Genomic DNA, 26,463 nt, shown 5'->3' with positions numbered 1-26,463 from the left:
CTATCCAGTAGCCACCCGGGCTACCTAACAGTTTCTCCGATTCCGTGTGGAGATTCAGGGGGACCGATCACGACCAGCACTCGAGTCGCCGCCAATCCTCGTCGGGAACCGAGAGCGGTTCATCGGAGCGGGTGTCGTCGGTCCACTCGCCAGGGTCGTGTTCGATTCGGTAGACGGCGTCGGCCGTGAGGAAGTAGCCGGCGAACCACTCGCCGTGGCTCTCCCAGACGGCCGCGTCGTTGTCGGCGTAGAGGACCTTGTCGTCGTGTTCAGTCTCGATCAGGAAATCATCGAGGTACTCGCCGGCCTCGGTGAGCGCCTCGAGCGAGTCGGCCTTCGTGATCGACCGGGATTCGCCGGTGTCGGCGACGTGGTCGATTGCGTCGAGCAACGGTTCGGAGGTAGCGATCGGGTCCGCTGTCGTGGAGACGCGTTTGAGGTCGGACGAGTCTGCGGATTCGGTGTCGTCTTTGTCGCTGTCCGCAGCAGACTCATCGTCCTCGAACGGCCGAATCGTTATCTCCCCGTCCCAGCCGCGGCCGGTGAAACCGACGTGCGCGTCGACGCGTGCCCGGTCGACACCGGTTTCGTCCTCATCTCCATCTCCATCTCCATCTTCATTCTCACTCTCACCCTCGTCCACGACTCGTACCGCCTCGATCGAGACGGACCCGCTTCGTGTCGCGTTGTCCGGTGCCGAGGCAGCGACCCAGTCTGATTCGAACGCGTCGACGAACGATTCGACGGTCTCACGCGAGAGCTCCGTCGGTGGGTCAACGTCGGTCGCGGGACAATGGCTACTCGGTGCGTTTCGGGGTGGGTCTGGAAGGGATTCCTCGGAGCCGACGGTCTCGCCGTTGCCGTCACCATCTCCGTCGCCGGTCTCGTCACCATCACCGTCAGTGCCGTCGCTGGTGAGACAACCAGCAACCACCGCAGTGGACAGTCCAGCAGCAGCCAGCAGGCGGCGTCGGTGCATTACGAACACGTACGCCAGGACCGGACAAGTATCTTCAGGAAGGTGAAACGTCTCTTTGAGGAAGCTGCTACCCTCAGGTCAGTCTCGGGACGGATCCGGCTCCGGATCCGTGACGAACTCGAGTAGCTCGTCGGCATCGGTCTCGAGCCCCTGCCGGGAGAAGAAGTTCGCGACGTTCTCGCAGTCGCGTTCTAAGAAGTCGCGGCTGTTGGGATGGTGGACGGTGACGGCCTGTCCGAGGTCGATGACCACGAGTTGGCCCTCGTGAAAGACGACGTTGTACTCGCTCAGGTCGCCGTGGATGAGGCCGGCCGCGTAGAGGCGACGCATGTACTCGCGCATGACCTCGTAGGCGGTCTGGGGGTTCTCGATGTGGACCTCGCCGAGACGCTTTGCGCGGCCGTCCTCGTTGCCGATGTACTCCATGACGAGGACGTTTCGCTCGGTGGCGATCGGTTCGGGAACGCGAACGCCCGCCTTCTCGGCTCGCATGAGGTTCGCGTACTCCTTTTTCGTCCAGGCGAGGACGACGTCCTTCTTCTTGCCACCCAGGCCCTCGAAGCGCGGGTCGCCCTCGAGATAGTCGCGCATGTGCCGGAAGTTCGAGGCGTTGATTCGGTAGATCTTGACCGCGACCTCGCGCTCGTCGCCGAGCGCGTGATAGACGTTCGCCTCCTTGCCCGTCGAGAGCGGGCCGCCGAAGGCCTCGACGTAGCCGTCCTGGACGAGTTTGTAGAGCGCGGCGAAGGTCGCGTCGTCGAACACTGACTGCTCGACCTTGAACTGGTCTGCGTCCGTAATTCGCTCTTCGAACTGCTCGAACTCGCGGTCGCGCTTGCGAGCGATCCGGTCGGCTTCGGTGTCCGACACGTCGATCTCTTCCCATTCGTCCCCGGGTGTTTCGGCCTCCTCGAGGTCGACCAGCCCGTACTCCGCGTCCGTTCCCTGTCCCATCTAGTCGTTCCTAAGAGGTGCAGGCGGGTAAAGCACTGGGTATCCGTTGCCCGAGCGACCAGCCTGAGATGGATCATCGCACGGACAGGAGACCGTCTGAATCGGTATGCCGACCTCGTCTTTTTTCGCGTCGCAACGTAGCACCGGTATGGACCAGTTCACTGGCAGTCAGCCGACGACGGAGGGACAGCCGTGACCAGCTACGAGGTGGTACTCGAGCGCCCCGGTTCGCCAGACCACACGCTCGAGGTCGGCGAACGCGAGACGATACTCGAGGCGGCCCGCCGAGACGGTGTTCGACTCCCGGCGGACTGCCTGAAAGGGACGTGCACGACCTGTGTGGGGCGAGTGGTTGGGGTCGAAGGCGATGACGGAGGCGATGGCGATGGAGAGACGACCGATTCCAGGCCGGACGCAGCGCTCGCCGTCGACTATCGACGGCCGCCGCAGGCGCTCGACGAACACGAGCGCGCCGACGGCTACGTGTTGCTGTGTATCGCGCTGCCACAAGCCGATTGTCGCATCGAGGCCGGGCCGCAGGTGCGTGCCGAAGTTGGTGATAGTCCCTGGCGGTAGGTCGCTGTACTCGATCGCCACCTGTGTGATCATCACCTCTGTCGTTACCGTACCAGCCCGGTAGCTGGGATATCGCGGTGCTGATGAAGCTGCTGGCACAGCAGCCGGCATGTCGCTGGCGCACTAGCTGGAGCCAGAGCCAGCGGAGCCAGAACGAAAGCCACGACAGTAACGTTAACGGGGGCGCGTGGCAAGTTTCGGGCAACGAATGTCTCTCGCCGACGAAAACACGGACGAGAACCCGTATCTCCGGGACCCACAGACAGATTTCGAGCCGCCAGAGCAACTCTCGGACGACGAGGCCGAGCGGCAGGTCACACAGCTCCGCGAGGCCATCCGCGAACACGACCGCCGGTACTACGTCGAAAACGACCCGCTCATCGCCGACCGGACCTACGACACGCTGTTCGAGCGACTGCAGGTACTCGAGTCCGCCTTCGATCTCTCCCACCCAGATAGCCCAACCCGAAGCGTCGGCGGCGAGCCGATCGAGGCCTTCGAGACGGTCGAACACGAGGCACCGATGCTCTCGATCGACCAGAGCGGCGAGGAAGCCGACGTTCGTGAGTTCGACGAGCGCGTCCGGCGCGAGGTCGGAGCGGTCGACTACGTTTGCGAACCCAAGTTCGACGGCGTCTCGATGGAGTTCGTCTACGAGGACGGCAGCCTCCAGCGTGCCGTCACCCGCGGCGACGGCCGCGAGGGCGACGACGTGACGCGAAACGCCCGGACCATCGGCTCGGTTCCCCAGAAGCTCCACGGCGACTATCCAGATTTCCTCGTGGTCCGCGGCGAGGTCTTCATGCCGAAAGACGCCTTTCAGGCATACAACCGCAAGCGGATCGAACGCGGCGAGGAACCGTTCGCCAACCCGCGCAACGCGACCGCCGGCACCATCCGCCAGCTCGACCCCGAAATCGTCGCCGAGCGCCCCCTCGACGTCTTCTACTTCGATGTCCTCGCTGCGAGTGAACTCGAGGACAGCCATCGCGAGGAACTCGAGCGGTTCCCCGAGTTCGGCCTGCGAGTCACGGACCACGTCGAGATTGTCGACGACATCGACGACGCCATCGCGTACCGCGACCGGATGCTCGAGGCCCGAGACGACCTGAACTACGAAATCGACGGCACCGTGATCAAGGTCGACGACCGCGACGCTCGCGAGGAACTCGGCCGAACGGCCAGACACGACCGCTACGCCTTCGCCTACAAGTTCCCCGCCCGTGCCGAAGTGACTCCGATCGCCGACGTTGCCGTCCAGATCGGCCGCACCGGTCGGGTAACGCCGGTCGCCCTGCTCGAACCGGTCGACGTCGGCGGCGTCACCGTCTCGCGTGCGAGTCTGCACAACCCCGAGGAGATCGCCGAGAAAAACGTCGCTATTGGCGACACGGTTCGCGTCCAGCGTGCGGGCGACGTGATCCCCTACGTCGAGGAAGTCATCGAGAAAGGGGCGGAGAACGACCCCGAGAGCCACTACGAACTTCCAGACCACTGTCCCGTCTGTGACAGCGCCATCGAACGCGACGGGCCGATGGCGTTCTGTACCGGCGGCCTGGCGTGTGACGCCCAGCTTCGCCGATCCATCGAGTACTACGCAAGCGACGGCGGCCTCGATCTGGAGGGGCTCGGCGAACAGAGCGTCCGCCAACTCGTCGACGCCGGGCTCGTCGAATCCATCGCCGACCTCTACGAACTCGAGCGCGAGGAACTGACCGCACTCGAGGGGTGGGGTGAAACCAGCGCCGAGAACCTCCTGTCGGAGATCGACGCCAGCCGCGAGCCACCGCTGGCCGACTTCCTCTCAGCCCTTGGCATCCCCCACGTGGGACCGACGACGGCACGCGAACTCGCCCGCGAGTTCGGGACATTCGAGGCAGTCCGCGAGGCGGCCGAGGACGACCCGGCGGCACTCGAGGGCGTCGACGACGTGGGCGAGACGGTCGCGGAGACGATTCACGAGTTCTTCGCGAGCGAGGCGAACGCCGCAGCGGTGGCCGACATTCTCGACCACGTCTCGCCACAGGAGTCCGATCTGGAGTCCGGCGGCAACGAACTCGACGGGCTTACGTTCGTCTTTACGGGGTCGCTCGCCGACGTGACCCGAAGCGAGGCCCAGGAGACGGTTGAAGCCCACGGCGCGAACGCGACAGGAAGTGTATCTGGGAATACGGACTACCTCATCGTCGGCGAGAATCCGGGTGCGACGAAGCGCGAGGACGCCGAGGAAAACGACGTGCCGATCATCGACGAGGGCGAGTTCCGCGAGCTGCTGGCAGAGCGTGGGATCGATCTTGGATCGTAGTAGAGTGGATCGGTGGTGGCGAGTCTAGAACGGGGATTGGGACGAAAATGGGGACGGAGACGGGGACGAGGACGAGGACGAGAACGAGAACGGCAACCAGAACGGGGACGAGAACGAGAACGGCAACCAGAACGGGGACGAGAACGAGAACGGCAACCAGAACGGGGACGAGAACGAGAACGGCAACCAGAACGGGGACGAGAACGAGAACGGCAACCAGAACGGGGACGAGAACGAGAACGGCAACCAGAACGGGGACGAGAACGAGAACGGCAACCAGAACGGGGACGAGAACGAGAACGGCAACCAGAACGCCGAAGCGGATTGGTGTACAACGATTTCACATGTACGATACGCTTCTGGTTGGCGTAGATGGGAGTGACTTCGCACAGAAAGCGCTTGAACACGCTGTCGAACTGTCGCAAGCTGTTGGGGCGACCCTCCACGTCATCACGGTTGTCGATTCGACGGCGAACCCGATGCGGTTCAGCGTCACCGAAGTGGATGAACTGAATCAGGCGAAGGCGACCCTCATTGAAAACATTACAAAAACAACCGGGAATGACGACATCACGGCCGAAGTTCGTCGAGGCGACCCTGCTGATGCCTTGCTGGCGTATGCTGCTGAAATTGATGCGGATCTAATTCTCGTCGGACAGAGTGGTGCAGGACAACTCGAGGCAACAATCTTCGGACGGACGACCGAGCAACTCGCGGAACAGACGCAGATTCCGCTGACTATCGTACCACTCTCGAACGAAGACTGACCAGTTGTTGTCTGGGAAACTCACCCGCTGAGTCGCTCACAGCCAACGACTGATGAGCGATGGAACTGTTCTCTGTATTCAGCACTCCCACTAGAACAGACCGTTCAGTGATATGTTCGACAAAGTCAAATCTACGTAGTTGCACCGACTGCGAGTCGGACAACCGCGATAACGGCGACTGGAAAGAGCAGTGGTAACGTAATCACAGCTAGCGGGAACACTACGTCTGACGGAAGAGTGAACCGCCACGGGCGCGGTGGCCCGTGGCTTCTCGTGGATTAGTCTGACACACCCGCGACACCATCGGCATGATGACCTCTGGCGGTGTCGTGGGTCACGGTCGGCTGGTCCACACAGCCCGATGCCTGCCGTCGCAACTTCCGCACAGTGGGAAGCGTCTTGAGAGCAGGCACATTCCTATCCAGTTTCTCCAACTCTTTCTTGGCGATGTTGATGGCCGCGTTCCGGTCAGCGTGGTCTTGGCGGCCACACTCTACGCACTTGAATCGCTTCTTGTTCCGGTTTGCACGAGTCGTATGCTCACACTTGGTAAGTGAACACGCCTGACTCGTGTATTCAGGTTTGATCTCCTCGCTCGGGATGCCTTGGAACGCGGCTTTGTACGTGATGAAGTCCCGAAGTTTACGGAACGGAAGTGAGTGGAGGCGACGGTTCATCCGGGTGCCATAGTCAATCGAGTCCCGCATCTCTTTGAGGTCTTCAAAGACGATGACGGGAGTTTCGAACAGTGACACCCACTCCACGACTTGTCGAGAGACTTTGTGGAGTTGGTCGTGAACGAACCGTTCCTCCTTCTGCTCGAACGCCCGATCAAATGACGACTTCCCGGCGTTCTGCATCCGCTTTCGCATCGTGAAGTACCGATGCCGTTCTTTCTTGATTTCAGGGAAGTCGATGACCACCGAGTCAACAATGTCGTTCTCGTGGAGGGCAGCGAGAGCAATACAGTCCTCGTTACTATCCACACCAACCACTGTTCGTGACTCCGCTTTGTCTTGGACTTCGATTTCGGTGTGGGTGATGTTGATGTGGAGTTCGTAGTTTCCGTTCCGCTGCATCGCTTCCGCCGTTCCAACACGCCACTCATCGGATTGGATTGCTTGGCGGAGTTGTTCAAGAGAGTCGAGCGAGCCACTGAGTGTCCCCTTCACCGGGTTGTACGGTTTCGCACTGACCCGATAGCGGATGCAGTCGTCTTTGAGGAACAGGTTGTAGCCTTCTTCGTAGTTCGACCAGAGCGGGTATGTGCCGTCTTTGGTGTGGCTGGGTTGGTTATAGTCGTCGTACTCGTAGTAGTTCTCCATCGCTTCCAGTGATTTCTGTACGACGAGTTGTGCGGTGTTGTTCACGAGGTTGGCGTCAGACTCCAAGTCCTGTCGAATCTCGTCCCAGTCCTCACCGTTCTTTGCTCGCCAGATCGTTTCGTTGTACACGCGCCGGGCTTCAAGGAAGGCGTCATCCAGAAGTCGCTGACCGTCCTCGTCGGGTTGGAGTTGGAAGACGAGTGTTTTGGTCAGCGACTTCTGCATACCCTAATCGTCGTACTGCGGTCTTGTAAAGGTATGGAATACGGTTGATAGGTTGGCCGAGTGTCGGGCTTCACCCCCGACCTCGGTGGGTCGGGGTACTCGCCCTTGTTTCTCTAGTATAGAGATGAGCTCCAGAACGAGGAGCCCGCTCAACAGCGCGATAATCAGATTGAGTCGCAGGAGGATTGGATTATCCGACATTAGATCAGATGTGTTCGTTACCGAATATATTTCGATCGGTAACTGGTCGGCTGCACCGGGGAATCATTCAGCGAAAGACCGACCGCACCGGAGAAGACCGCTGTGTAGTAAATCCTACCTACCAATGTGGGGCACGCGACTTAGTACCAACGCGGTGTACGGACCCTATGGCTTCGATTCCCGACGACTTCCAGGATCTGTTCGAGAAGGAAACGTTCGCTCACGTCGCCACGCTGCTACCGGACGGCGCACCACACGTGACACCGGTGTGGATTGACTACGATGCCGACGCGGATCGACTGCTGGTGAACACCGAACGTGACCGGCGCAAGGAGAAAAATGCCCGCAACGATGCCCGCGTCGCCGTGAGTATGACCGATCCCGACAACCCGTATCGGATGCTCTCAGTGACCGGAACGGTCGACGAGGTGACGACCGAGAACGCTCGCGAACACATCGACGAACTCGCACGGCGGTATATGGACGTCGAGGAGTATCCGAATCCGATCGAGACCGAGCGCATCATTATCTCGATCGAACCAGAGCGTGTGAGTCACTTCGAAGGGTGATGCGGAAGGGGCGCTCTACGAAGGGTGATGCGAAAGGGAACTCTACGAAGAGTGACGCCAAAGAGCCGCTCTACAGGTCGACCCGATCGAACCGGAAGAGCGCAATCGCGATCGGCACGACGATCCAGCCCAGCAGGATGACGAACGCGAACCAATCCTGCAGATAGAACGGGACGCTCCCGAACATATTTTCGAGCATCATCACCGTCTGTCCGTCGAGGTCGCCCACCGATGTCACCAACGAGAGGACGTTCTGGTAGGCCATTCCCGGATCGAGGCTGTTGAAGAACAGCATGACCTGTGCGGACGTCTCACCCTCCGGCAGGTAGCCCATGTTCATCAACGTCATGAACGCGACGAGCATGGTGTCCCAGAGAATGTAGAACAGGACGAAGATGCCGATCATCCCCGCACCGGCGACGGTCGTCGAGCGCGTCAGCGACGAGACGGCAACCGCGATACTCGTGTAGGCGAGCCCGTAGATGATCGACATCACGAGGAGCCCACCGTAGTCGACGATATCGAAGCTGCCGAGCAGTGCGACGACAACGAGCGCTGCGAGCGCGAAGCCAACGACGAGCGAGACCGTGAGCACGGCGGCCCGACCGATGAGCTTCCCGAGGAGCACGTCCTTCCGGGAGTGGGGAAGCGAGAGCAGGACCTTGATGCTCCCCGACTCGCGCTCGCCGGCGATAGCCTTCCAGCCGAGGATCAGCGCGATCAGTGGGATGATCAGCCGCGTAATCCCGTTGACCATGGCTACGAGCGCCTCCGTCGTCTCTCCCTGTGCAGCGATATCTTCACCGAAGTAGGAGATGACGCCGGTCGTCGCAACCAGCAGGGTGAAGAAAAAGACGCTCAGCCCCCAGAACACCCACGAACGAATCGAATCCCGGAAGTCTTTCTTCGCAACCGCGCGGACACTCGCCGGGTTGATCGAACTGCTCGGAGAGCCGCCTGTCGCTGCGTCGGCCCCAGCGTCGGTTGCGGTCGTATCAGAGCCAGCGCCGGACCCAACGTCAGTGCTCATTGTGCGTGCACCTCCGTTCCCGTCGTGTACGACTGGAAGACGTCTTCGAGCGAGGCTTCCTCCGTCGAGAAGTCCTGAACGTCGACGCCGTGGTCCTCCAGCGCAGTGAGCACAGCGGTCTTCGAGCCCTCGACCTGTGCGGTGATCGTCGGTGGCTGTTCCGATCCAATGGTGACGTTCGAGACATCCGAGAGAGCGCGAACGGCCTGCACCGCCTCGTCGTCGATACGGTCGACCGTGATCCGAAGCGTCGTTCCGCCGCTAATCGAGTTTCGCAGCCCCTCGACCGAGTCGACGGCGACCATTTCGCCGTTCCGGAGGATGCCGACGCGGTCACAGACCGCCTCTACCTGCTCCATGCTGTGACTCGAGAAGAACACCGTCGCGCCGCGGGCGTTCTCCTCGCGAACGATTTCGCGCATCTCGCGCGCGCCGTTGGGGTCGAGCCCCGTCGAGGGTTCGTCCAGGATCAACAGGTCTGGCTCACCGACCAGCGCCATCGCGAGCATGAGCCGCTGGGCCATCCCTTTCGAGTAACCGCCGGCCTTCTTGTCGATGGCGTCTGCCAGATCGACCCGCTCGAGGAGGGCTTCCGGATCGTCGTCAGCCCCCTTCGATTCGATGGCGAACTCGAGATGCTGGCGAGCAGTGAGTCGATCGTAGGTTCGGTACCCCTCGGGGAGGACGCCGGTCCGCGAGCGGATGTCGCGGCTGTGAGCCTGTGCGTCGCGGCCGAGCACCTCGACGCGGCCGGCGGTCGGACGGATGAAGTCGAGGACGACGTTGATCGTGGTCGACTTCCCTGCGCCGTTCGGGCCGAGAAAGCCGAAGACCTCGCCCTCGCGGACCTCGAAGGAGAGGTCGTCGAGCGCGAGCGTCTGACCGTATGATTTCGTCAGGTCGTCGACGCGGAGTGCGGGCATGGCTGTGTCATCTCCCCGTTCACCGATAAGAGTTGCCACTTGTGGGAGATAATACACCCACCTATTTTCGAGGAAGAAACCGCAGCAGTCGGTCAGATCGGGTCGTCGGGTTCGTACTGGTCGGTTACGCGCTCGACCTCCGTCGCATAGCGCTCGCGAGTCTGTTCGTCCTCGACGGGTTCGAGATCCGACTCGGGGACAGCCGTTGCGGCAGTCACCGCTGATCCTGTTTGCAGTGCGGTCGAGGAACGTTCGCGCTGCTGATATCGTGAGCCATCGGGCGTCGCGTACACGAGCGTCACGATGTTTCGCGTCCCGAACTCGCGTTCGACCAGCCAGCACTGAACCGTCGCCTCAGTCATAACCGACTGTTTCCGGCGGAGCACCGAGAAAGTATCGCGTCCGTCGTAGCCGGTCGCAGAATCGAGCGTTCGCACGTACAGCAGAACGCCACAGCGTACTTGGGGCCAGTTAATGGACTCACTGACGAGACGAACCGATGGCCACGCGCAGGAACGGAGACGACACCAGCAGTCGAGACGGATGGGGCGGTCGGGATGGCATCCGCGATGGCGACCCCCAAACCGACCAGCTCGACCCTCTCGACCGCCTTCGCTACGACGGCGAGACCGAGCAGCGACGCGTCGCACTCGAGTCGGCGACGGTCGTCGTCACCAGCCACCGCGTGCTGGCGGTCGATCACGATGGTAGCAGCGGTCGAGGAACCGCCGGCACCGGGAACCGTCCCTATCGGTACGCAGACCGGCCGAACGTCCAGCGCGTCGACGTTAGCACGGGTGGGGCACCGACACACCTCTACCGGGCGTTGCTCACTGGTGCGCTCGGGCTCACACTCCTGACGATTTCGCTGGCGACCTCGTTCGCGGCCATGGTTCCAGCGGTGGCACTCGAGAGCGGCGAGACGAGCGGAGACGAAACCAGTCCAGGTGCTGCATCGGAAACAGGCGGTACGGGTGCGGAAACAGCAGCCGGAGCAGATCCCGGAACGGATATTGCGACGACGGCCGCCGTCGACGGACTCTTCGAGACGTTCGGGTTGGTGTTTCAGGCACTCGATCTGGCGGTGCTCGTGGGTGGGCTGCTCTCGCTCGGACTGACAGCCGTATTCGCGACACTGTACGTCCGCTCCCGCGGTGAGCGGTTGCGGATCGAAGTCGCGGGCGAGGCAGACATCGAACTGCCGCTCGGTCGAACGGACGACGGGAGGGCGACTGCACTCAGTCTCCGCGAGGCGATTCAGCCGGGACCGGTGGGTGGACAGTCGATCGCGGCGACGAGCGGCGGTATTTCCGATAGAGGCAGAGACGGAAATTCGCTAAACGACGAGTTCGGTCCGGGGAACGGGTGGTGAGTCACGGGGACGGTCAGCGAAAACGACGGCGACGACCACGAAATCACGGATCCGATGAGTCAGGCTGAAAGCCGTCCACCTCCTAGCGCGCCCGATGAACGCAGACGCGGTTCGCGAGCGTGCCCGATCGCTGCCGCGAGAGCCGGGTGTCTACCAGTTCCAGGCCGACGGCACGACCCTCTACGTCGGCAAGGCGGTCGACCTTCGGAGTCGCGTCGGCTCCTACGCCGATCCGCGAAGCGCCCGCATCAGTCGGATGATCGACCGCGCGGACGCGGTCGAGATCGCCGTCACAGACACCGAAACACAGGCGCTCTTGCTCGAGGCCAACCTGATCAAGCGCCACCAGCCGCGGTACAACGTCCGGCTCAAGGACGACAAATCGTACCCGATGGTCCAGTTGACGGATCACCCCGCCCCGCAGATCGAGATCACCCGCGATCCGAGCGAGTCCGCGACCGTCTTCGGCCCCTACACCAACAAACGGCAGGTCGAGACTGTCGTGAAGGCCCTGCGCGAGACCTACGGCGTCCGCGGCTGTTCGGACCACAAGTACTCCGGTCGGGACCGACCCTGCCTCGACTACGAGATGGGGCTCTGTACTGCCCCCTGCACGCGAGAGATCGAACTCGAGGCGTACGCCGAGGACGTGACCGCCATCGAGCGCTTCTTCGAGGGCGAAACAGGGATCCTCACGGACCCGCTGCGTCGGGAGATGGAAGCCGCCGCCCAGGAACAGCACTTCGAACGCGCGGCGAATCTCCGGGACCGACTCGAGACGGTCGAAGCCTTCCACGGCGAGGGCGGCGAGGCGGTTCAATCGGTCGGCGACGAGCGCGCGGTCGACGTGCTCGGCGTCGCCATCGAGGGCGAGGACGCGACGGTGGCCCGGCTGCGCGCCGAGAGTGGAAAGCTCGTGGATCGGGAGCGCCACACGCTCGAAGCGCCGGGTGCAGGAACAGAAACGGACGCGAACACGGACGGCGACGCAGGCACAGACGCAAACGCGACAGCAGCTGCGGTCGATGGCGGCCTCGCACAGGGGACGGAGACAGCGGACAGCCGGGGCGGCGTCCCCGCCGTCCTCGCCGCCTTCATCGTCCAGTACTACGCCGAGCGCGACCTCCCCGACGCACTCCTTCTCCCCGAACGCCACGGCGACGACGAAGTCAGCGCCTGGCTCGACGCCGAAGGCGTCGCCGTCCGCGTCCCCGGTGCCGGTCGCGAGGCCAAACTCGTCGACCTCGCGCTCAAGAACGCCCGGCGAAACGTCGGCCGCCGCGACGAATGCGGTATGCTCGCCGACGCGCTCGACCTCGACGCTGTCCGGCGAATCGAGGGCTTCGACGTGAGCCACGCCCAGGGAACAGCCGCCGTGGGCAGCAACGTCACCTTCGTCGACGGCAGCGCCGAAACAGCCGACTACCGCCGGAAGAAACTCACCGACCAGAACGACGACTACGACAACATGCGCGCGCTACTCGAGTGGCGCGCCAGCCGGGCCGTCGAAGGCCGCGACGACAGGCCGGATCCGGACCTCCTGCTGATCGACGGCGGCGAGGGGCAACTCGAGGCGGCCCGGGACGCCCTGAGTGCAGTCGGCTGGGATGTGCCTACGATCGCGCTCGCGAAGGCCGAAGAGACGGTCATCACCCCCGATCGACAGCTCTCCTGGCCCTCGGACGCGCCGCACCTGCACCTCCTCCAGCGTGTTCGCGACGAGTCCCACCGCTTCGCCGTCCAGTACCACCAGACGCTGCGTGACGACGTGAAGACGGTGTTAGACGACGTTCCGGGTATCGGTCCGGAGACACGAAAACGGCTGCTCGGGCGCTTCGGGAGCGTGGAGAACGTCCGCGAGGCGAGCGTGGAGGATCTCCAGAGCGTTGCTGGCGTGGGCAAGAAGACGGCTCAAACGGTGAAGGAGCGGCTGTAGCATCGATGTGCAGTGAGGAGACCTACAAAAACCACAGCAGATCGATTTGTCACAGTTCGCTAACGTATTTGTATTGTCGGGTTGAACCGTTCGGTGATGAACGACTTCGTTCGCGCCATGGTGGTCCCCTTCTTCATGGCACTCTTTCCGACTGTCTGGTTCGTCAATCGGAACCTGACAACCGCCCAGCTTCCGCCAACGGTCGAACCGAGTGCAGGGCTGATCCTGCTCGGGTTGGCTGGCGCGGTCGTCGGTTCGGCCGCTGTTGCCGCCCTTCTCGCAGCCGTTGGGCGAAACCAGTCCGTCGCGGCCGAAGAGTTGCCGTTCCGACAGCGGGTGTTTCAGCCCGACACAGCCTCACTTACCGTCTTCCTCGCGCTGGTCGGACTCTGTACGCTCTGGGCGCTGGTCGTCTTCGCCGGGATCGGACCAGCAATTCTCGGCGACGCGCTGACGTTCGTGATGATCCTCCCCGGCCTCCCGCTACTCGTTCTCGCACCGCTCGCGATCCACTCCGCGGTCGCGACGACGGTCGGCCTCGTCGCCTGCGCCCTCTGGCTGTCGGTCCTCTCGGTCGGCACCACCGAACTCGTGGGGCGGTGGCGGACGGATGGCGGTCCGGAAATCTGATCGGTGCCTAGGGCTATTGCCCTGGGCCACCTGTGTGCTACCGTGCCCGCAGACGACCCACTCGACGACCTGCTCGACGAACTAGATAGCCAAAGTGACCTCGAAACCGCAGAGCAGGTGCTGTCGATTCGCATGGAATCCCGGCGGTACGGCAAGCCAGTGACGATCGTCGAGGGCTTCGACCTCTCGAAATCCGAGATCGAGTCGATCGCCTCCGATCTCAAATCGTCGCTCGGCACCGGCGGCACCGTCGACGACGGACGAATTGAACTGCAGGGCGACCACCGCGACAGAGTACCGGACCTGCTTCGTGACCGCGGGTTCGACGTGCAGGCGTAGCGTTCGCACCTGTCCAAACCAACTGCCGACCGACGCTGTCCCCGACCGAGCGTAACGCAGATTGCACTAACACAATCCGCGTTGAGCGCCCCTCTTTGTTCCTCGATAGCGTAGGCCACAGTATGGAGGGAGCAATTCGGCCAGCAACCGCCGACGACCGCGAGGCGATCCGCGAAGTCGCCCGCGACACCTGGCACGACACCTACAACGAACTCGAGAGCGACATCATCGACGAAACGGTCGACGACTGGTACGCCGACGACGAACTCGAGCGCGCGCTCTCGAAACCCGGCACCGCAGTGCTGGTCGCCGAAACCGACGACGGCGTCGTCGGCTTCACCCACGGCGTCGTGCAGGAAGACGAGGGCAACGTGCTGCGGATGTACGTTCACCCGGACCACCAGCGCGAAGGAATCGGGACCGCGCTCCACGAGCGCCTACGCGACGATCTCGCGGATTTCAACATGAACCGAATGCGGGCAATCGACCTCGCCTCGAACGAGGGCGGGCGAACCTTCTACGAGGAGTTGGGCTTCGAGGAGACGGGCGGCGGCACGGTCGAGATGGGCGACGAGGAGTACGAGGAAGTCGTCTACACACTCGAGTTGTAGTAGCGGTCTGTAGTTTGATTTGTGCTCGGGCGCTACCGTGGGTTGCTCTCCAGAGACAGAGTGCTGGTCAAGCAGAGGCACGCTCTGAAAACGTAGTGGACAAGCGAGAAGCTGACACACCACACGACTGTGTTATCGCCATGAATGTTGACTTTAAATATGGCCTACAGTTACAAGGTCAGTGAATGAATACCACGGAGCTATCTAAGAGCTATAATTATACCACGCATTTCCCATATGGTAATGATCTCTAATATAATTAAACCCAGTACTTACTTATTTGAGGGGTTGATGATCCTAGTATGAATAAGAACCACATCGCACTTGTAGGGTTCCATATTTCGTTTGTTGGAGGAATATTGATGATCCATTCGGAGTTAATCTCCGGGAATAGTAATAATGCCATAGATCTGGCTATGCTTCTGGGAGGGTTGGTCATCACTTTCAGCTCTTTTTTAGTGGACCCGAGTTCCGATGTTCCACCCAGTCAGTAAACAGCGTGAGAGAAATCCGAACAAACAAACAGACTTTTTCGGAAATTCCAATACGCGCACCGTTTGAGCGTAGAGAACGAATCAGTGGCAATCTAGGTCAAAACTCCTCGGCCGGCGGCGCGACACCCTCGTCTTCGGCACCGCCTGCGAGTTCGAACTCCTCGCGGACCTCCCGAATCCGGTCGCGGATATCCGCGGCGAGTTCGAACTCGAGATTGCTCGCGGCTTCGTCCATCCGCGTCTCGAGTTCGTCGATGTAGCGGGCGGCTTCGTCCTCGTCCTCGAGTTCCCGGCCGGAGACCTGCGTGGTGTCGGTCTTGCTGCCGGGCAGGTTCGTCTCGCTGACGTCCTTATCAATCGTGGTCGGTTCGAGACCGTGTTCCTCGTTGTACTCCTGCTGGATGCGGCGGCGGCGCTGGGTTTCCTCGATTGCGGACTCCATCGCGTTCGAGGGGTCGTCGGCGTAGAGGACGACTTCGCCGTTGACGTTTCGCGCCGCGCGGCCCATCGTCTGGACGAGCGTCGTTTCGGAGCGGAGGAAGCCCTCCTGGTCGGCGTCGAGAATCGCCACGAGCGAGACTTCGGGGATGTCGAGCCCCTCTCGCAGGAGGTTGATCCCGACGAGCACGTCGATCTCCCCCAACCGAAGCGAGCGGATAATCTCGTGGCGCTCCAGGGTGTCCGTCTCGTCGTGCATGTACTCGACGTTGACACCGGCCTCCTCGAGGTACTCCGTGAGGTCCTCGGCCATCCGTTTTGTCAGAGTCGTCACGAGGGTGCGCTCGTCGCGGTCGATCCGGTCGTCGATGCGGTCCATGAGGTCGTCGATCTGTCCGCTTGCCGGCGAGACCGAGATTTCGGGGTCGACGAGGTGCGTTGGCCGAACGATCTGTTCTGCGATGCGCTCGGAGTGTTCGCGCTCGTAATCGCTCGGCGTTGCCGACACGTACAGCGTCTGGTCGGTCTTCTCCTCGAACTCCTCGAACGTGAGCGGGCGGTTGTCGTAGGCGGTCGGGAGCCGGAACCCGTTCTCGACGAGCGAGTCCTTCCGGGACTTGTCGCCGGCGTACTGCCCGCGAATCTGGGGAATCGTCTGATGGGACTCGTCGATCACCGTCAGGAAATCGTCCGGGAAGTAATCGAGCAGCGTGTACGGTGCCTCGCCGGACTCGCGATCCGAGAGGTAGACCGAGTAGTTCTCGATCCCCGAACAGTAGCCCGTCTCCTGCATCATCTCGAGGTCGAACGTCGTGCGCTCCTCGATACGCTGGCCGGCAATCATGTCTCCCTTGCGATCGAAGTACGAGATTCGGGAGTCGAGGTCGTCGCGAATCTCGTCCATCGCGCGCTCGAGTTTGGGCTCCGGAATCGAGTAGTGCTCCGCCGGGTGAACGAGGACGGCCTGCTGTTCGCCCTGGGTGGTGCCCTCGAGTGGGTCCACTTTCACCATGCGGTCGATTTCGTCGCCCCAGAGTTCGACGCGGACGGCGTAGCGGCCGTACATCGGGTAGATTTCGACGGTGTCGCCCCGGACGCGGAACGTACCCTGCGTGAAGTCGACGTCGTTGCGCTCGTAGTTCAGGTCCACGAGCTGTTTCAGGAGGTCGTCGCGCCCGATCTCCTCGCCAACCTCGAGTCGCAGCGACATGTCGATGTAGTTTCGCGGGTCACCGAGGCCGTAGATTGCGGAGACGCTTGCGACGACGATGACGTCCTCTCGCGTCAGCAGCGAGCGGGTCGCGCTGTGGCGGAGGCGGTCGATTTCGTCGTTGATCGAGGCGTCCTTGTCGATGTAGGTGTCCGTCTGTTCGACGTAGGCCTCGGGTTGGTAGTAGTCGTAGTAGGAGACGAAGTACTCAACGGCGTTTTGCGGGAAGAGGTTGCGGAACTCCTCGTAGAGTTGGGCCGCGAGCGTCTTGTTGTGTGCGATCACGAGCGTCGGCTGCTGGACCTCCTCGATGGTCCAGGAGACGGTATTCGTCTTTCCCGAGCCTGTGACGCCGAGGAGCGTCTGTTTCTCCATGCCCGAGTTGAACCCGTCGGCTAGCTGCTCGATCGCCTCGGGCTGGTCGCCGGCGGGCTCGAAGGGTGCGTCGACCTCGAACGGATGGTCGGCGTCCGGTCGGTCCGGCTGCAGGGGACCTCGAGAATTACTCATCATCGGGATCAAGGACTGGAGCTACTTTACGCGCTCGCATATGCGGGCCGTGGGCCCCGGCCTGGGCTGCCACGATCCGCTCTAGGCCACCGGATCGGTTCCGTTGACGTGACAGAACACCAGAAGAACTATGCCACTCACATCTGGACCGCGTAGCAAGCCATGCCCTCCAGACGATCCGTCCTCGGCGCGGGAGCAGCGGCCGGGCTCGCCACAGTTGCCGGCTGCTCGGAAGCGGTCACTCGTTCGGTGCACTCGAGACGGACGCGAACACCTGAAAACAATCACGGTACGATCTACAGAATGCAGCCGCCAACACCGACGCAGGCGTCCCCGAGGAGCCCGACGAGCGCTGGCGCTTCAAGCCAGAATCGACGGTTCGAGACGTCAACAGGCTGGCCGTCGGCAAGGATGTCGTGATCGCCGGTAGCGAGCGGGCAGCGAGCACCAGCCTCGTCGCCCTCGACCGCGAAACCGGCGAGCAGCAGTGGGCCGACGACGACCAATCGAGCGCACGGACGTTCGGCGCGACCGTGCTTTTCGACGGCGACACCGCCTACTACGGCGATCACTACGGACTGACCGCGTACAGCCCCGAGTCGGGTGACGAACTGTGGGAGCTGTCCGGTTACGGCGGCTGTGCCATCGCCGACGGATGGCTCTTTCGGGGGAGTGGGAGGTTAGCCGCGTACGACCCCGCAGACTCCTGGTTCAGTCTTGACTCCGAGGACCTGCCTGAGAACCAGAGGGACGGTCGCGGAAGTGGTACCGGTCACCCGCCAGTCGTCTGGGAGGATACCGTCCTCTCGGGGTCCAGGTACGATCCAATCGGTGACACCGAGCGACTGCAGGCGTACGACACAGCCGACAACGCGCCACAGCGGTGCACTCGAGTGGGAGCGCGAGCATCAGGACACGCATATCGTCCCGCCAGTTATCGTCAGCGATCGGGCAGTGTTCCACGCCGGGCGCGGCGACTGGAACGATACTGACGACTCGAGCAAGCTGGTCGCCGTCGGTTCGGAGGGGGCGGTCGACGGGCTGCTCGTCGTCGGAACGGAGCACGGACAGGTCGTCGCCTACGGCTGACCGACGGCCCTCCCGCTCACCTGCCACGCGAACCGTTATGGGTCGCGTCGTTGTGGCCCCGCGTATGGCACAGGAACTGAAGCAGGCGCGCGACGAACTCGAGCAGGCGGCGAAAACGGCCGACGACGACGCACGCGAGGACATCCGCGAGGTCGCCGATGCGTTCAAAGATTACACCGTCGGCGATCACGAGCCGGATCACGCGATCCTCGACGAACACCTCAATCAGCTCCGACAGCTCAGCGAGCGGACGAGCGCCGGTACGAAGGATCGGATCGACAACGCACTCGAAGTCGCCGAAGACTACCGCGAACAGCTCGATCAGGCCTGACGCTGCTCCTGCCGATCCACTGATCTGATTCGAGAACACGGCCGTCACACGAATACAACAGGAAGCGACCGTTCCGCCCAGCTACCGTTCTCGCGGCGACCGATCCGTCACGTCGACATCCATGTCCGTCTCTGCGAGCAGTTCCTCGAAGCCGTAGTGTTCGAACTGGTCGACGACGGCCGCCCGTTCGCGCTCGTCGACGGACTCGAGTACCGTCGCCAGTACGGCGGGGACGGCACGGTCGTCCGTGAGTTCGATCGTCTCCATGCGCTGCCCGACGCGGGAGACGAATTCTTCCTCCGAGAAGCGCTGTCCGGACTCGCCCTCCGTGAGGTGCTGTCCGAACTCTTCCGGGAGCTGTGCCGCCAGATCGGTTGCCTGATCCTCGCTCAGTCGTTCACCGAGCGTCGTCAGCACGGCTCGGATCGCGTCGGCGGCGCTGTCTTCGTCGACGTCGGTGCGGTCGCTCACGGTCTGGGTGATCGTTTCCTGGTCCATAGCCGTCAGCACAGGAGCAGACGGCCTCACGGTTGGGGTGGCACGTGCTGGCATGGAGTCGTACGTGTCCTCTCCTAACTCGTCCCAGTTGGCAGCAACTCGTACCAGTCCCACCGACCCGTACCCGTACCCGAACCCCTACCAACTCGCACGCTCACTCCGGAACGAACGCGTCGTACTCGAGTTCCCCCAACCGCTCCCGAAGCTCGGTCGATGTCTCGTCGTCGACGGAGTCGAGTACCGTCCCGATCACAGCCTCCGAGAGCAACTCTGGCTCGCCGATGTCGGCTCGGTCCGTCCGCTCGGTAACTCGCTCGATGAACTCCTCGGACGAGAACCGACGGCCGGAGGCGCCGTCGGTGAGGTGATCGGCGATCTCCTTGGGGAGGTCGTCCGCGAGCTGGTGCGAGCGGTGTTCGTCGAGTCGCTCGCCGAGCGCAGAGAGCACAGCCTGAGTTGCGTCCCTGGCGTCGGCCTCGTCGGTGAGATCGGCGCGCTGTGTAACCGATTCGTAGAACTCGCCTTCGGAAACTGTCATAGCGGACGTTCGCCCGAGCGTCCCGTGGGGATTGGGCCAGCGAATGCCGGTCTGTCAGGCGCGGTGGAACCTGACAGAGACACAGCGACCGAAAACCCAGCCCAGACCCAAACCTCGCACGATTACTCGACTACTCGAGTCGATCCAGCACGGCGTCCTTCTCGTAGGATAACGACAGCGAGCGCGAGCGGCCGCGGCCGTCGACCTCCGCGTACTCGGCGTCGATCAGTCCGAGCTGGTCGAGCTTGTTGACGATTTCCGAGTACCGGGTGTAGCCGAGGTCCGTCTGTTCGCGGAACGCCTCGTACACTTCGCCCGCCTGCTCGCCGTCGTGGTGTGCAATAACCTCCAGTAAGGTCTGCTCGGTGTCGGTCAACCCCGACAGCGACCGCGAGAGGTTAATGTACTTCGACTGCTCGTATGACTCCTCGACGTCCTGGCGCTCGACGCTGCGACTCGCACGCATCTCCGCGTTGAGCCCCGCCCGTCGCAGGAGATCGATCCCCACCCGAAGGTCGCCGCTGTCGGCCGTGAGTTCGGCAACGTACTCGAGTGTCTCTCTGCCGATGACGCCGTCGTGGAAGCCCCGGCGGACGCGCTCGTCGAGGATGTCGACGATTTCGGGCTGGTCGTAGACCGGGAAGTAGACGTCTTCGGGGCGGAAGACGCTCTGGACGCGGGAGTCGAGTTCGTCGATGACATCGAGGGAAGGATCGGAAGAGACGACGACAACGCCGATCTTTGCGCCGGGGTGTTCCTCGTGGGCGCGAAGCAGCGAGTAGAGGGTGTCGGAGGCCTCGTTCTCGTAGAAGAGGTAGTTGACGTCGTCTAAGGCGACGACGAGGACGCGGTCGTCCTCGACGAGTTTCTCCGCGATCTGGCTGAATAGCTTCTTGAAGGAGATCCCCGACGACGGTGGTTCGTAGTCGAACGTTCCCTCGAACAGCCGCGAGAACACCGAGTAGCGGGTCGCGTTGACCTGACAGTTGACGCGGATGGTCCGCACGTCGCTGGTTTGTGCACCGACCTCGTCGAACAGTTTCTGAATTGAGGTCGTTTTGCCAGTTCCCGGGGGGCCACGAACCACGACGTTGAGCGGGCGCGAACCACGCACCGCTGGCCGCAGCGCGTACGTCAGGTTCCGCATCTGGCCCTCGCGGTGCTGGAACGTCTCGGGTACGTAGTCGATTTCGAAGACGTGCTCGTCCCGAAACACGGACTCGTCCCACGACAACATCCCCTCCTCGGGGTCGTCTGCCATCACTTTCACCACGCTGTCCAAGTTACTTAGTTGTTTGCTGTCTATCGGGTTCTGACCCGTTCGACAACCGTGATCCACACCAATCGCGCACAGTGTTCAGAGCCAGCCGTCCGGCTCTCGACCCACGAGTTCGGAGTCAGCCGCGCGCCACGCATCGTCGCGGCTCTCGAGTACCGTGCCCCCGCTACCAATGCCGGCGATCCGGCTCAAATCCGAAATTGTTCAGACGCCAACGTCGGCACAGTACACACGTGCTGCGAGGAAAGCACAGTATCTATTTATTTACCGTTGCACAAAATCAGACACTGTCTGAAATGGCGCAACAAAACGTGACAATCTGCATCGATGCGTATCCGGATGCAGAGACCGACGTGTTTCGTATCGGAGCGGCGGACGATATCCTCCGGCTGTTGGCCGATGCTCACGAGACGGAGTTTGCGATCCCCGATCTCGTCGACGCAACGGACGTCACTCGGTCGACGGTCTGGCGGGCCGTCAATCTCCTCGAGAGTATCGGTGCCGTTCGAGTCCGAAAAACAGCGCGGCGAAACTACGTCTCGATTGATCCGGATCGGCTCCAGAAGGACGACCCGATACTCGCGATCGAGCAATCGGAGTTCCACGCGCCGATTCGGACTGTCGTGACGCGCATCCGTGAGGCAGCCGGTGATGCCGATGAGATCGACGACGTTGTCGGCATCGTCGTGTTTGGAAGCGTCGCTCGAGGCGAGGCCGACCGACAGAGCGACATCGACCTGTTCGTCGTGGTCGACGGCGACCGGACAACGGCTCGTCGCATGATCGCCGACGTTGTTGCCGGCCTCCAGGAGCAACGGTTCAATGGGGACCGGTTCGACTTCGAACCGTACGTCGAATCCACAGCGAGTGCACGTCGAGCAGGGCCGAAGCTCCGCGAGATTTTCACGGAGGGCGTCACGGTGTACGGCAGTGAGCAACTGCAATCGCTCCGGAAAGCGGTGATTGGCGGTGAGTAGTACGCGAATCGAACAGTTCATCGCCGACGCACAGGCAGCGTTCGACCGGCGGCCGACAGCGATCGAATCCGGGCTCGATGTGACGGACGCAGCGCTCCTCCAGCTACGGAAGGCGTGCCGACTGCTCGCCGGTGCCGACGCCCTGCGTGAGGCGGGATACTACACACTCGTTATCGAAGCTTCGTTCGTCGCAATCGAACGAACGGTCGAGTTCCGACTCCTCGAGCGCGGAACGATGGAGCCGAACGATCTTCCCGGAACACACCCGGGTGTGTATCGAGAAGCGGCTGCAGTCGGCATCGTTGCTGAATCCATGGCTGCAGATCTCGCCGACCTCTGGCGCGACCACCGGGCAAAAACGTACTATCAGGACGGACTCGCCTCAGCAGAACGGGCCCAGGCGATGTATACACTCGCCACTGTGATCCATGCCTTCGTCATCGGTCGCTCGTCGCAGGGCCACGAGTGTCTGTGCGCCGAGACAGGTTCATAATCCCAACCCACACGACGCCGATATCGGTACCGACACCAACGTCAGCTGTCGATTCTCAGGTATCACCGTTCAGAGCCAACCATCCTCCACTCGAGCCACGAGTTCGGAATCAGCCGCGCGCCACGCATCACCCGCACGATCGAACACAGCCCCAGCGCGCTCGTTCGCCGACTCGAGTACCTCTCCTTCGTCGACCGTCGTGACCGCACCGTTCTCGAGTACCACCTCGCCGTCGACGACGACCGTGTCGACGAGGCCGGCGTTCGCGCCGTAGACTAGATTCGGGACCACCGTCTGCAGCGGCTCGGAGACGACGGGTGCGGTCGAGGGGTGGTCGAGGTCGAGCACGACGAGGTCGGCGCGTTTGCCGACCGCGAGTGAGCCGACGCGGTCGTCGATCCCCAGCGTCTTCGCGCCCTCGATGGTCGCGACGCGAAGCGCTTCCCACGCGGGGAAGGCGGTCGGATCGGTTCGCTTGGTCTTCGCGAGCAGCGCCGTGGTTCGCAACTCTCGCAGGAAGTCGTGCCCGCCCGGACCGGGGGCCTGATCCGTTCCGATGCCGGCGACGCCGCCGTACTCGCGGTACTCGGCGATCGGCGGGGTGATGCCATCGATAGCCGCGATCGAACTCGGGTTCGCGGCCATCCGTACGCCGGCGTCGGCGAGGTGCTCGCGTTCTGCGGGCGTAGCGTTGTGGAGGTGCGCGGCGAGCAAGCGCTCCGAGACAATGTCGAGGTCGTCGAGAACGCTGACGGTCGTCTCGTCCGCGCCGTAGCGGGCCTGAATCTGGCGGTGCTCGCGCTCGCCCTGCGCGACGTGCATGTGGATGCCCCGGTCGTGCTCGACGGCGCGGTCGCGGATCGTCTCGAGTAGTTCGGGCGGCACCATGTCGAGTGCCTGTGGTCCGTAGAGACACGAGACGCGCTCGTGGTCGGCGTAGGTGTCGAACAGGTCCTCGTTGCGCTCGAGTCCCGCCCAGCCCTGCTCGGCGTCGAGCGGGTACGGCTCGTCCGGGCCGAGGTCGGCTGCGGCGTCGTCGACGGCGTTGATCGTCTCCGCGGCGACGACGCGGACGCCCATCGGATCGTAGACCGCGTCGACGAGGTCCGAAACGTCCGCTGCGTACTCGCCGACGGTGGTCACGCCCGAGCGCAGCGCCTCGAGAACGCCGAGTCGCGCGCCGGCGACCTCGTCATCGGTCGTCATCGCCTCCGAGAGCGGGCCGAGCGCGCGGTTCATCCACTCGATTTCGGGCACGTCCTGCGCGCCGCCGCGAAGCAGCGTCAGGCCGGTGTGGGCGTGGACGTTCACCAGTCCCGGAAGGACGACCCGACCGCTGCCGTCGATGGTTCGCGCCGGGTCGCCGTCGAACTCGTCGGCGGGACCGACGTAGGTGAGGTCGCCGTCCTCGGCGGCGATTGTCGCGTCGTCGACGATTCCGAGCCGGCCGTCACGCATTGTGAGTGCGAGCGCGTTCGTAATCGCGAGGTCTCTGGTCATACGTCGGCCCACGAACAGGAGATGCAAAAACGATCACGAGGCGGCAAACGCGAGCGCTGGTCTGCCAATGGGACAACTGCGAATGCGCCGACCAATCAGTCAAACTTCTCGAGTAGCCGGTCGTAGAACTGCGGCTCCGACACGGTCTCAGTGCCGCCGTTCGCGCGCACCGACTCGTCAGTCCCAGCCTCGGTCGCCAGCTTCTCGACGATCAGCTCCGGCGTCGAGCGCGCGAGGTGGTTCTTCACCGGCGAGCGGTTCACCTCGAGTTCCCCCTCGACCAGTCCGACGGCTTCGATGCCGTCGACGGTCACCGTGAAGCCGGCCATCTCGCGGATCTCGTCCGCCAGGTGGGAGACGAAGACCGCCGTCGCGCCGTTTTCGTGCAAGGCTTCCAGAATCCCGGCGATGATCTTCGCCGACGCGCCCGGCTCGGTGATGCTCTCGAGTTCGTCGACGAGCACGAGCGAGCCTTCGCCGCCCTGGGCGAGGTCGGCGAACTCGCGGACGGTGGACTCGAACGCGCCTGCGTCGAGGGTGCCCTGGGTCTTTGCATGGTAGTGTAAGTCGTCGAACCGACGCAGTTCCGCGCGCTCGGTGGGGACAGGAAGCCCCATGTGCGCGAGGACGACGACGCTCGCGGCGAGGTCGAGCAGCGAGGTCTTTCCGCCGCTGTTGACCCCCGAGAGGAGCGCGACACCCGACACTTCGTAGTCGACCGGGTCGATGGCCTCGAGTGGCTCGTCGAGTAGGGGCGAGCGGCCGGCCTCGATAGTGAAGCCGGTGTTGGCGTTCGTGGTGCCATCACCGCCACCGTCACCGCTACCCCCACCACCACCGCCACCGTCACCGCGACCACCGTCGTCAGCGTCCCAGACGAACTCCGGCATCGTACACCCAAAGTCCTCGGCAAAGCGGGCGATCGCGAGTTCGACATCTAACTCGAGTGCAGCCCGAACGAGTTCCCGCGCGCCGTCGCGCTGATCGGCGAGGTCGGCCGCCAGTTCGCGCTTGAGTTTGCCCGCGCGGCGCTCCTTGGCTGCGACGAGTTCCTCACGCAGTCGAGCGGTTGCGTCCTCGTCGCGCTCGACCGGGAACGTCGGTTCGTCGCCGAAGATGCGTCGTGCGAGTTCCGCCTCGCCCGCGTCGAGGTCGAGTGAGTCGATCAGGTGCTCACGTGCGGCGGCAACGGCCGCGGCGAACTCGTCTGCGAGTTCCCGAGAGAGCAGTGAGTCGACGCCAGCGCCGCGTTCGACCAGCGAGAGGAGGTCCGAGCCCTCGATGGTCACGTCCTCCTCGCGGATCGCGTCCCGAAGGTGGTCGTTCGCGACGGTTTCGGCGGTCCCAACTGCAGTGTCCAAGTCATCCGCGGCGACCGTCAGCCGGTCGAGTTCGTCGTCACCGGCGACGGTGCCGTCCGGTTCGAGTCGCGAGAGGCCGTCCTCGAGTGCGTCGAGATCACACTCGACCTCGTCTGTGAGGCCAGCGGTTCGATGAACGCCGATTGCGGCGGTGATGCGATCCCGGTTTCGCGCGAAGAACGCGAGCGGGCGCTCGGGGACGATTTCGGCGGGGGACTCGAGTGCGTCCGGCCTGACCTGCACGTCGCCCTCGACGGTGACGCCGGCGAAGGATTCGTCGAGCGCGATGACGGTCGAGTAACCGCGAGCGAGTTCGGCGAGTCCCTGAGCATCCTCGACGACTTCGACCGAGAGTTCGGGGATTTCCTTGCGGGCCGCGGAGTAGCGCTCGGCGTCGGTCGTCGCGAGACAGCGCTCGCGGACGCGAACGTCGCCGGGCGTTCGGAGCGGTTCGACGCCCTCGAGTGCCTCGAGGATGGCGGGGTCGGTCTCGCGCGAGATTGCCTCGCGCGCGAACGTCTGGACCTCTTCGATTCGCGAGCGCCGTGGGCTCGGATAGAACGTCTCGACGCGCTGGGCGGCGTAAGCCGTGACCGTCCGTGCTTTGAGCAGCGAGAGGACCTCGCGGTAGATCTCTCTGGCGCGGTCGGTCGCGAGGAAGCCGCCGGGGTCGTCGTGTTCGCGCCGGATTGCACCGCGTGCGATCCGGGCGGCCCGCCCCTGCGTGATACCGGGGGCGGACGCGATCGTCGCAACGTCACCCGCGCGAAGCGCTCGCTCGGGATCGTCGAGATCCGACAGCGCCCGGGCGGTCTTCTCGCCGACACCCGGAATCGACTCGAGGTCCATGTTCTCGACGGTCGTATCCAACCGGAGCGAGAAAAAGCTCCCGCCCGACGGAGACGGTGTGGTATCACCCAGCAATGATAGGCAGACAGCCGAATTGTGCAGTTTCAGCCCTCAGAACGGGAATAGGGGCCACGCTGCAGGAGATGCCACGGCG

The 26,463-nt window shown here is 63.1% G+C and carries 25 protein-coding genes and 1 pseudogene; 14 read left to right on the top strand and 12 right to left on the bottom strand.

Translation table 11 applies throughout. The annotated features are described in order from the left end of the window. Positions 1 to 67 precede the first annotated feature (67 nt). Together BBD46_RS21005 and rio1 are read right to left on the bottom strand one after the other, a co-directional pair. The gene (locus tag BBD46_RS21005) at positions 68 to 979 is read right to left on the bottom strand and encodes a hypothetical protein (RefSeq protein ID WP_071403593.1); all 912 of its coding nucleotides are present in this window, start codon (positions 977 to 979) and stop codon (positions 68 to 70) included. A 78-nt stretch (positions 980 to 1,057) separates the two neighbouring features. Further along, the gene (rio1, locus tag BBD46_RS21000; RefSeq protein ID WP_071403592.1) at positions 1,058 to 1,933 is read right to left on the bottom strand and encodes a serine/threonine-protein kinase Rio1; all 876 of its coding nucleotides are present in this window, start codon (positions 1,931 to 1,933) and stop codon (positions 1,058 to 1,060) included. 192 nt (positions 1,934 to 2,125) lie between these two features. On the opposite strand from rio1, the gene BBD46_RS21975 reads away from it, so the two are divergent. From BBD46_RS21975 to BBD46_RS20980, 3 genes are all read left to right on the top strand, one after another. Continuing rightward, complete coding sequence (locus tag BBD46_RS21975; RefSeq protein ID WP_084777839.1) at positions 2,126 to 2,509, top strand: 2Fe-2S iron-sulfur cluster-binding protein; 384 nt, start codon at positions 2,126 to 2,128, stop codon at positions 2,507 to 2,509. Positions 2,510 to 2,717: 208 nt separating this feature from the next. Next, entirely contained in the window at positions 2,718 to 4,814 is a 2,097-nt protein-coding gene (gene ligA, locus BBD46_RS20990) for an NAD-dependent DNA ligase LigA (protein WP_071403590.1), read from the top strand. Between the two features lie 344 nt (positions 4,815 to 5,158). Further along, positions 5,159 to 5,581, top strand: a complete 423-nt coding sequence (locus BBD46_RS20980; protein WP_006653537.1) for a universal stress protein — start codon at positions 5,159 to 5,161, stop codon at positions 5,579 to 5,581. Positions 5,582 to 5,859: 278 nt separating this feature from the next. Here the strand turns inward: BBD46_RS20980 and BBD46_RS20975 are convergent, their stop codons facing one another. Next, positions 5,860 to 7,131, bottom strand: a complete 1,272-nt coding sequence (locus BBD46_RS20975) for an RNA-guided endonuclease TnpB family protein (protein WP_071403588.1) — start codon at positions 7,129 to 7,131, stop codon at positions 5,860 to 5,862. A gap of 368 nt (positions 7,132 to 7,499) precedes the next feature. Between BBD46_RS20975 and BBD46_RS20970 the strand changes: the two genes are divergently transcribed. Beyond that, positions 7,500 to 7,901, top strand: a complete 402-nt coding sequence (locus tag BBD46_RS20970; RefSeq protein WP_071403587.1) for a PPOX class F420-dependent oxidoreductase — start codon at positions 7,500 to 7,502, stop codon at positions 7,899 to 7,901. 70 nt (positions 7,902 to 7,971) lie between these two features. Here BBD46_RS20970 and BBD46_RS20965 read toward each other — a convergent pair whose 3' ends face one another. The 3 genes from BBD46_RS20965 to BBD46_RS20955 form a co-directional block, all read right to left on the bottom strand. After that, positions 7,972 to 8,931: an ABC transporter permease gene (locus BBD46_RS20965; protein WP_071403586.1), complete on the bottom strand. Its 960-nt coding sequence runs from the start codon at positions 8,929 to 8,931 to the stop codon at positions 7,972 to 7,974. Then, entirely contained in the window at positions 8,928 to 9,854 is a 927-nt protein-coding gene (locus tag BBD46_RS20960) for an ABC transporter ATP-binding protein (protein ID WP_071403585.1), read from the bottom strand. Before BBD46_RS20960 ends, BBD46_RS20965 begins: the two co-directional genes overlap by 4 nt. Positions 9,855 to 9,946: 92 nt before the next feature. Next, positions 9,947 to 10,216 (bottom strand): hypothetical protein, encoded by a 270-nt coding sequence (locus tag BBD46_RS20955; RefSeq protein WP_071403662.1) that lies wholly within the window; start codon positions 10,214 to 10,216, stop codon positions 9,947 to 9,949. A gap of 137 nt (positions 10,217 to 10,353) precedes the next feature. On the opposite strand from BBD46_RS20955, the gene BBD46_RS20950 reads away from it, so the two are divergent. The 5 genes from BBD46_RS20950 (at position 10,354) to BBD46_RS20930 (ending at position 14,742) form a co-directional block, all read left to right on the top strand. Continuing rightward, positions 10,354 to 11,226, top strand: a complete 873-nt coding sequence (locus tag BBD46_RS20950; protein ID WP_071403584.1) for a hypothetical protein — start codon at positions 10,354 to 10,356, stop codon at positions 11,224 to 11,226. A gap of 94 nt (positions 11,227 to 11,320) precedes the next feature. Further along, positions 11,321 to 13,162 (top strand): excinuclease ABC subunit C, encoded by a 1,842-nt coding sequence (locus BBD46_RS20945; protein WP_071403583.1) that lies wholly within the window; start codon positions 11,321 to 11,323, stop codon positions 13,160 to 13,162. Positions 13,163 to 13,258: 96 nt separating this feature from the next. Then, a complete protein-coding gene (locus BBD46_RS20940; protein ID WP_071403582.1) occupies positions 13,259 to 13,792 on the top strand; it encodes a hypothetical protein in 534 nt (177 codons plus the stop codon). A 42-nt stretch (positions 13,793 to 13,834) separates the two neighbouring features. Next, on the top strand, positions 13,835 to 14,131 hold the full coding sequence (yciH, locus tag BBD46_RS20935; protein WP_071403581.1) for a stress response translation initiation inhibitor YciH: 297 nt from the start codon (positions 13,835 to 13,837) through the stop codon (positions 14,129 to 14,131). A 122-nt stretch (positions 14,132 to 14,253) separates the two neighbouring features. Continuing rightward, positions 14,254 to 14,742 (top strand): GNAT family N-acetyltransferase, encoded by a 489-nt coding sequence (locus tag BBD46_RS20930; RefSeq protein WP_071403580.1) that lies wholly within the window; start codon positions 14,254 to 14,256, stop codon positions 14,740 to 14,742. Between the two features lie 591 nt (positions 14,743 to 15,333). Here the strand turns inward: BBD46_RS20930 and uvrB are convergent. Further along, positions 15,334 to 17,394 (bottom strand): excinuclease ABC subunit UvrB, encoded by a 2,061-nt coding sequence (uvrB, locus tag BBD46_RS20920; RefSeq protein WP_071403661.1) that lies wholly within the window; start codon positions 17,392 to 17,394, stop codon positions 15,334 to 15,336. A gap of 395 nt (positions 17,395 to 17,789) precedes the next feature. Here uvrB and BBD46_RS23305 point away from each other — a divergent pair. The 3 genes and pseudogenes from BBD46_RS23305 to BBD46_RS20905 form a co-directional block, all read left to right on the top strand. Further along, positions 17,790 to 17,960 (top strand): annotated as a pseudogene (locus BBD46_RS23305) (pyrrolo-quinoline quinone); the annotation flags it as partial. Positions 17,961 to 18,225: 265 nt separating this feature from the next. Further along, positions 18,226 to 18,483 carry a hypothetical protein gene (locus BBD46_RS23300; protein WP_071403577.1) on the top strand — a complete coding sequence of 86 codons (258 nt, stop codon included), beginning with the start codon at positions 18,226 to 18,228 and terminating at the stop codon, positions 18,481 to 18,483. 64 nt (positions 18,484 to 18,547) lie between these two features. Beyond that, entirely contained in the window at positions 18,548 to 18,814 is a 267-nt protein-coding gene (locus BBD46_RS20905; RefSeq protein WP_071403576.1) for a DUF7553 family protein, read from the top strand. Positions 18,815 to 18,895: 81 nt separating this feature from the next. Here the strand turns inward: BBD46_RS20905 and BBD46_RS20900 are convergent, their stop codons facing one another. The 3 genes from BBD46_RS20900 to BBD46_RS20890 form a co-directional block, all read right to left on the bottom strand. Then, positions 18,896 to 19,312 (bottom strand): DUF2267 domain-containing protein, encoded by a 417-nt coding sequence (locus BBD46_RS20900; protein WP_071403575.1) that lies wholly within the window; start codon positions 19,310 to 19,312, stop codon positions 18,896 to 18,898. A 154-nt stretch (positions 19,313 to 19,466) separates the two neighbouring features. After that, positions 19,467 to 19,850 carry a DUF2267 domain-containing protein gene (locus tag BBD46_RS20895; protein WP_071403574.1) on the bottom strand — a complete coding sequence of 128 codons (384 nt, stop codon included), beginning with the start codon at positions 19,848 to 19,850 and terminating at the stop codon, positions 19,467 to 19,469. A gap of 130 nt (positions 19,851 to 19,980) precedes the next feature. Beyond that, positions 19,981 to 21,111, bottom strand: a complete 1,131-nt coding sequence (locus tag BBD46_RS20890; RefSeq protein WP_071403573.1) for an ORC1-type DNA replication protein — start codon at positions 21,109 to 21,111, stop codon at positions 19,981 to 19,983. Positions 21,112 to 21,425: 314 nt separating this feature from the next. Here BBD46_RS20890 and BBD46_RS20885 point away from each other — a divergent pair, with 314 nt between their 5' ends. Beyond that, on the top strand, positions 21,426 to 22,106 hold the full coding sequence (locus BBD46_RS20885) for a nucleotidyltransferase domain-containing protein (RefSeq protein WP_071403572.1): 681 nt from the start codon (positions 21,426 to 21,428) through the stop codon (positions 22,104 to 22,106). Next, positions 22,099 to 22,599, top strand: coding sequence for a hypothetical protein (locus tag BBD46_RS20880; RefSeq protein ID WP_071403571.1), 501 nt, complete (start codon positions 22,099 to 22,101; stop codon positions 22,597 to 22,599). Before BBD46_RS20885 ends, BBD46_RS20880 begins: the two co-directional genes overlap by 8 nt. 69 nt (positions 22,600 to 22,668) lie before the next feature. Here BBD46_RS20880 and BBD46_RS20875 read toward each other — a convergent pair whose 3' ends face one another. Together BBD46_RS20875 and BBD46_RS20870 are read right to left on the bottom strand one after the other, a co-directional pair. After that, on the bottom strand, positions 22,669 to 24,099 hold the full coding sequence (locus BBD46_RS20875) for an amidohydrolase family protein (RefSeq protein ID WP_071403570.1): 1,431 nt from the start codon (positions 24,097 to 24,099) through the stop codon (positions 22,669 to 22,671). A 95-nt stretch (positions 24,100 to 24,194) separates the two neighbouring features. Continuing rightward, positions 24,195 to 26,309 (bottom strand): MutS-related protein, encoded by a 2,115-nt coding sequence (locus BBD46_RS20870; RefSeq protein ID WP_071403660.1) that lies wholly within the window; start codon positions 26,307 to 26,309, stop codon positions 24,195 to 24,197. Positions 26,310 to 26,463 lie beyond the last annotated feature (154 nt).

Origin of the sequence: Natrialba sp. SSL1, assembly GCF_001861355.1 — an archaeon.
Taxonomy (GTDB): domain Archaea; phylum Halobacteriota; class Halobacteria; order Halobacteriales; family Natrialbaceae; genus Natrialba.
The sequence above is the reverse complement of the archived record's forward strand: the minus strand, read 5'-3'. Positions and strand labels throughout refer to the sequence as shown.

Bases quoted from the DNA above. Each gene is read 5' to 3' on its own strand.
- BBD46_RS20945 (WP_071403583.1), top strand. From the start codon at position 11,321: ATGAACGCAGACGCGGTTCGCGAGCGTGCCCGATCGCTGCCGCGAGAG.
- uvrB (WP_071403661.1), bottom strand. From the start codon at position 17,394: ATGAGTAATTCTCGAGGTCCCCTGCAGCCGGACCGACCGGACGCCGAC.
- BBD46_RS20955 (WP_071403662.1), bottom strand. From the start codon at position 10,216: ATGACTGAGGCGACGGTTCAGTGCTGGCTGGTCGAACGCGAGTTCGGG.
- BBD46_RS20895 (WP_071403574.1), bottom strand. From the start codon at position 19,850: ATGACAGTTTCCGAAGGCGAGTTCTACGAATCGGTTACACAGCGCGCC.
- BBD46_RS20900 (WP_071403575.1), bottom strand. From the start codon at position 19,312: ATGGACCAGGAAACGATCACCCAGACCGTGAGCGACCGCACCGACGTC.
- BBD46_RS20930 (WP_071403580.1), top strand. From the start codon at position 14,254: ATGGAGGGAGCAATTCGGCCAGCAACCGCCGACGACCGCGAGGCGATC.
- BBD46_RS20870 (WP_071403660.1), bottom strand. From the start codon at position 26,309: ATGGACCTCGAGTCGATTCCGGGTGTCGGCGAGAAGACCGCCCGGGCG.
- BBD46_RS20890 (WP_071403573.1), bottom strand. From the start codon at position 21,111: ATGGCAGACGACCCCGAGGAGGGGATGTTGTCGTGGGACGAGTCCGTG.
- BBD46_RS20940 (WP_071403582.1), top strand. From the start codon at position 13,259: ATGAACGACTTCGTTCGCGCCATGGTGGTCCCCTTCTTCATGGCACTC.
- BBD46_RS20980 (WP_006653537.1), top strand. From the start codon at position 5,159: ATGTACGATACGCTTCTGGTTGGCGTAGATGGGAGTGACTTCGCACAG.
- BBD46_RS21005 (WP_071403593.1), bottom strand. From the start codon at position 979: ATGCACCGACGCCGCCTGCTGGCTGCTGCTGGACTGTCCACTGCGGTG.
- BBD46_RS20975 (WP_071403588.1), bottom strand. From the start codon at position 7,131: ATGCAGAAGTCGCTGACCAAAACACTCGTCTTCCAACTCCAACCCGAC.
- BBD46_RS20970 (WP_071403587.1), top strand. From the start codon at position 7,500: ATGGCTTCGATTCCCGACGACTTCCAGGATCTGTTCGAGAAGGAAACG.
- BBD46_RS20950 (WP_071403584.1), top strand. From the start codon at position 10,354: ATGGCCACGCGCAGGAACGGAGACGACACCAGCAGTCGAGACGGATGG.
- BBD46_RS20875 (WP_071403570.1), bottom strand. From the start codon at position 24,099: ATGACCAGAGACCTCGCGATTACGAACGCGCTCGCACTCACAATGCGT.
- rio1 (WP_071403592.1), bottom strand. From the start codon at position 1,933: ATGGGACAGGGAACGGACGCGGAGTACGGGCTGGTCGACCTCGAGGAG.
- BBD46_RS20885 (WP_071403572.1), top strand. From the start codon at position 21,426: ATGGCGCAACAAAACGTGACAATCTGCATCGATGCGTATCCGGATGCA.
- BBD46_RS20960 (WP_071403585.1), bottom strand. From the start codon at position 9,854: ATGCCCGCACTCCGCGTCGACGACCTGACGAAATCATACGGTCAGACG.
- BBD46_RS20905 (WP_071403576.1), top strand. From the start codon at position 18,548: ATGGCACAGGAACTGAAGCAGGCGCGCGACGAACTCGAGCAGGCGGCG.
- BBD46_RS20965 (WP_071403586.1), bottom strand. From the start codon at position 8,931: ATGAGCACTGACGTTGGGTCCGGCGCTGGCTCTGATACGACCGCAACC.
- ligA (WP_071403590.1), top strand. From the start codon at position 2,718: ATGTCTCTCGCCGACGAAAACACGGACGAGAACCCGTATCTCCGGGAC.